This window comes from uncultured Planktosalinus sp. (genome assembly GCF_963973675.1).
In the GTDB taxonomy this organism is placed as follows: Bacteria; Bacteroidota; Bacteroidia; order Flavobacteriales; family Flavobacteriaceae; genus Planktosalinus.
Genome location: NZ_CAXBAN010000200.1, coordinates 1 through 4,823, shown reverse-complemented (window position 1 = coordinate 4,823; position 4,823 = coordinate 1). Strand labels below are relative to the sequence as shown.

General features: G+C 37.8%; 5 protein-coding genes. 4 read left to right on the top strand and 1 reads right to left on the bottom strand.

Annotated elements, in window-relative coordinates; genetic code table 11:
* Positions 1 to 348: nucleoid-associated protein (locus AACY61_RS08745; protein ID WP_339611195.1), on the bottom strand; the 348-nt coding region annotated here is incomplete at its 3' end.
* A 529-nt stretch (positions 349 to 877) separates the two neighbouring features.
* Here AACY61_RS08745 and hisG point away from each other — a divergent pair.
* The 4 genes from hisG to hisB form a co-directional block, all read left to right on the top strand.
* The gene (gene hisG / locus AACY61_RS08740) at positions 878 to 1,735 is read left to right on the top strand and encodes an ATP phosphoribosyltransferase (protein ID WP_339611194.1); all 858 of its coding nucleotides are present in this window, start codon (positions 878 to 880) and stop codon (positions 1,733 to 1,735) included.
* A 13-nt stretch (positions 1,736 to 1,748) separates the two neighbouring features.
* Positions 1,749 to 3,038, top strand: coding sequence for a histidinol dehydrogenase (gene hisD / locus AACY61_RS08735; RefSeq protein ID WP_339611193.1), 1,290 nt, complete (start codon positions 1,749 to 1,751; stop codon positions 3,036 to 3,038).
* A complete protein-coding gene (hisC, locus tag AACY61_RS08730) occupies positions 3,031 to 4,059 on the top strand; it encodes a histidinol-phosphate transaminase (RefSeq protein WP_339611192.1) in 1,029 nt (342 codons plus the stop codon). Before hisD ends, hisC begins: the two co-directional genes overlap by 8 nt.
* Positions 4,056 to 4,823: histidinol-phosphatase (gene hisB / locus AACY61_RS08725; protein WP_339611191.1), on the top strand; the 768-nt coding region annotated here is incomplete at its 3' end. The genes hisC and hisB, both read left to right, overlap by 4 nt.

Sequence of the window (4,823 nt, the reverse complement as noted above, 5' to 3'; positions counted from 1 at the left end):
AAGATAGGTCACATACACTTCGCCACTTTTAATATGAGGATGTTGTGATTGCTCATAGAGGTGTTTTGCTATTTCCAAACTCAACGCGTGCGCCCGGTCAGGATTGTCAAATAATTTTGAGACCAAATTGAATAAAGGATGAAACTCCAAATCCTGCTCGTGCGAGAACTGATAGTAACTTTCCTCTTTGTCCCTAAAAGGCTTAAAGAAAAATTCTTTGATTAAAGGGGTTAATTCATCATCCAGCTTGTAAGGACTTTGCGAAAAAATGATAGGTTCGTTTCTGCTTTTGTTTCCCACCTTATGGATAGAAAGCGATTCAATTTGGGTGTTGTATAAATTAATCATTGTATTGTAATGCGTTGAATAATAGTTTATTAAAATTTGGTGTATCCCTAAATTTTAGAATTTTAAAAATACCATTTTTTACTAGGGCTCAAAAGAATTATGGTTTTAGTTATTAACCATTTTTGTTTACAGATTAAATAGTATAATTGTATAAAAAGACTAAAAGCAGCTTTGCTAAGTCCCGTAAAAGCAGAAATCTAATTTTCCTCGATTTCGCCCTTTAGGGTTGGGGTAATAAATCGAGGAAAATTCTGCAAAATTTCCTAACCTCATTATCAATGCCTTTTTGTTTAATTTCTTAAATATTTTGTAAAACAATTTTTTATATAAAAAATTAAAATATATTTGCATAATCAAACTTTTAAAAATGAAATTAATCACTTTACATCACCATCATCATATCGGGCTTCAGGCGCGCTGATGATTCTATGTAGTGATTTTACATAAAATTTAAAACCCGTCTGAGTATCTCTGACGGGTTTTTTTATGACTTCCCTTTGGTTTTACTCAGACACAACAAAAAAATAAAATGAGTAAACTAAAAATTGCCATACAAAAAAGTGGTCGCTTAAGCGAAAAATCCATCAAACTCATTCAGGAGTGTGGAATCAAGATTTCAAACGGCGAACGCAAACTGAAAGCCGAATCGTCAAATTTTCCTATTGAAATACTTTTTTTGCGTGACGACGACATCCCACAATATGTGGAACAAGGTGTTGCAGATATTGGAATTCTTGGTGAAAATGAAGTCTGGGAAAAAGACAAAATCGTAACCGTCGTTTCAAAACTGGGTTTTGCAAACTGTAAATTATCTCTCGCCATTCCCAAAGATGAAAACTATACAGATAGTTCCAATTTTTCTGGAAAGCGCATAGCCACTTCCTATCCCAACATCCTTCAAAAGTATTTTGACGCTAAAAAAATTACTGTTGAAATTGAAGAAATTGGAGGCAGTGTAGAAATTGCTACTGGAATTGGACTCGCAGATGCAGTTTTTGACATCGTAAGCACGGGAAGTACCCTTTTAATGAATGGACTCAAAGAAGTGGAAGTGGTTACAAAAAGTGAAGCGGTACTTATTTCAAACACCAAATTAACTAGCCAAAAACAAGAAATACTTGACAGACTTCTTTTTAGAATCAATGCTGTTAAAAATGGAAATGACAACAAATACATTCTTCTCAATTGCCCAGTCAAAGCCCTCGATCAAATCACAAAATTAATTCCTGGTATGAAATCACCCACCATATTACCTCTGGCTAATAAGGAATGGTGCCGTTTACATTCAGGGGTAAAAGAAGATGAATTCTGGGATGTCATAGACCAGTTAAAAGCCCACGGTGCAGAAGGAATTCTTGTTGTCCCAATTGAAAAAATGGTTCTTTAATACAATTATAAAAATGAAAACAATACAATTTCCCAACCCTGAAACCTGGACCGAGCTATCAAAAAGACCTTTGATTGATTTTACATCGATTTCAGATACAGTTCAAAAGGTGTTTCAGGCGATTAAAAATAATGGCGATGGAAGTGTGAAAGCATATACAAACTTGTTTGATGGTGTAGAGCTAGAAAAACTTCAAGTGTCTGAAGACCAGATTAAAAAAAGTCTAGAGATAGTCCCTAAAGATTTAAAACAAGCCATCCAGCTTGCTGCAGCAAATATTGAAAAATTTCACAGGACACAGATAGAACAAATACAAAAAACAGAAACAACTGCAGGTGTGTTTTGCTGGCGCGAAAGCAGACCCATAGACCGTGTGGGAATCTATATTCCCGGTGGAACGGCACCTTTATTTTCAACAGTTCTGATGCTTGGTATTCCCGCAAAAATTGCCGGATGTCCCGAAATTGTTTTATGTACTCCACCTGATAAGAACGGAAATATCAATCCGACGATCGTATACACCGCTCAACTCATAGGGATTACAAAACTCTTTAAAGTGGGTGGTATTCAAGCGGTTGCCGCTATGACATTTGGCACAGAGAGTATTCCGGCTGTTGATAAAATCTTTGGCCCGGGCAACCAATATGTTACTGCTGCTAAACAACAAGCTCAAAACTATGGAGTCGCCATTGACATGCCCGCCGGACCCAGTGAAGTACTGATCATTGCAGATAAAAGTGCTGTGCCATCTTTTGTTGCAGCCGATTTGCTTTCTCAGGCAGAACATGGAACCGATAGCCAGGTGATTTTACTTTCTGATAATGTACAAATGATCGATGCCGTTCTTAAAGAAATTTCCATACAAATAGAAACGCTTCCGCGAAAGCAAATGGCTTCACAAGCCTTGATTAGCAGTAAGGCTATTCTTCTTAAAACTGTTGAAGAATGTATTGATTTTAGCAACCAATATGCTCCAGAACACTTGATTTTAGCCATTGAAAACTTTAACGAAGTCATCCCCAAAATAACAAATGCAGGCTCCGTTTTCCTTGGGAATTACAGCTGTGAAAGTGCCGGCGATTATGCCAGCGGTACAAATCATACCCTACCCACAAACGGTTATGCACGCAATTACAGCGGTGTTTCATTAGATAGTTTTGTTAAGAAAATCACTTTTCAGGAACTCACTTCTGCAGGGATTAAAAACATGGGACCCGCCATTGAACTCATGGCCGAAGCAGAACAACTGCAAGCACACAAAAATGCTGTTTCAATTCGGCTTAAAACTTTAGATAATGTTTAGTATAGAGAATTTAGTTAGAGAAAACATTCAAAAGTTGAAACGGTATTCCAGCGCACGTGACGAGTATAGTGGTGCAGAAGGTATTTTTTTGGATGCCAATGAGAACCCATTTGGCGATTTCAATCGTTATCCAGATCCGTATCAGAAAAAGTTAAAAGAAAGACTGAGTCAGCTTAAAAACATTCCTTCAAACAACATTTTTATTGGAAACGGTAGCGATGAAATCATTGACCTGGTATTTCGTATTTTTTGTGAACCGGGAAGAGATAAAGTGCTCACTTTTCCACCCACCTATGGAATGTATGAAGTGTCTGCCGGTATTAACAATGTAGAAGTAATTACCGTTCCTTTAACCGCTGATTTTCAAATAGATATTGTAAGATGCTTTCAGCAAATAAATCAGAATCAAAACATCAAAATAGTCTTTGTGTGTTCACCAAACAACCCCACAGGAAATAGCATCAATGCCATTGAAGAGTTACTTCAAAAATGCAATGCTATCGTAGTGGTTGACGAGGCTTATATTGACTTTTCCGAAAGACCTTCGTTGCTTGAAAAAGTAACCACATACCCTAATCTTATAGTTTCACAAACCTTCAGTAAGGCCTATGGTTTAGCAGCAGCAAGACTGGGGGTGGCTTACGCCGGTGAAGCTATTATCCAGCTAATGAATAAAGTAAAACCACCCTACAATGTGAGTGCACTCAATCAAAATGCAGCCTTGAAGGCCCTTGAAAATAAGAATATCAAAAAGGACACTATTAATACAATTCTTCAGGAACGAGAAAGGGTTTTAAAAGCCCTTTTGAAACTGGAACAAGTCATTAAAATTTATCCTTCAGATGCCAATTTTCTTTTAGTGGAACTCAAAGATGCCACTTCAGTTTACAACAAGCTGGTGACTAAAAACATCATTATCCGAAACAGGGACTCTGTCATCAAAAACTGTGTGCGCATCACCATTGGGACACCCCAAGAAAACAACCAATTAATCAACGAACTTAAAAATCTGAGCAAATGAAAAAAGTACTCTTCATAGACCGCGACGGAACACTTGTTATTGAACCACCGATTGATTATCAGCTCGACAGTCTTGAAAAACTGGAGTTTTATCCTGGCGTTTTTCAATATTTGGCGCGCATAGCTACCGAACTCGATTTTGAACTGGTGATGGTGACCAATCAGGATGGACTGGGAACAGCTTCTTTTCCGGAAGACACCTTTTGGCCGGCGCAAAATAAAATCATCCAAGCTTTTGAAAACGAAGAGATTTATTTTTCTGAAATTCTCATAGACAAATCCCTTCCTGAAGACAATGCGCCAACCAGAAAGCCGGGAACTGCACTATTGACTCATTACATCAAAGGAAATTATGATTTGGAAAATTCCTATGTCATAGGTGACCGGGCCACAGACGTACAACTCGCCAGAAACCTTGGCTCAAAAGCTATTTATATTTCAGACAGTATTAATGAGAACGCCACATTAAATACAACTTCCTGGAGAGAAATTTATACCTTTTTGAAAACGCTTCCACGAAAGGAAACAGTGATGCGCAACACAAATGAAACCCAAATCAGTGTCACAGTGAACCTCGATGGCTCAGGAAAAAGCAAGATCAATACAGGGCTTGGTTTTTTTGACCATATGCTGGAACAAATCGCAAAACATGGAAACCTGGATTTAGAAATTCAAGTGCAAGGCGATTTACATATCGACGAGCACCACACCATTGAAGATGTTGCCATCACCTTTGGTGAAGCCTTTCTGAAAGCTTTGGGGTCT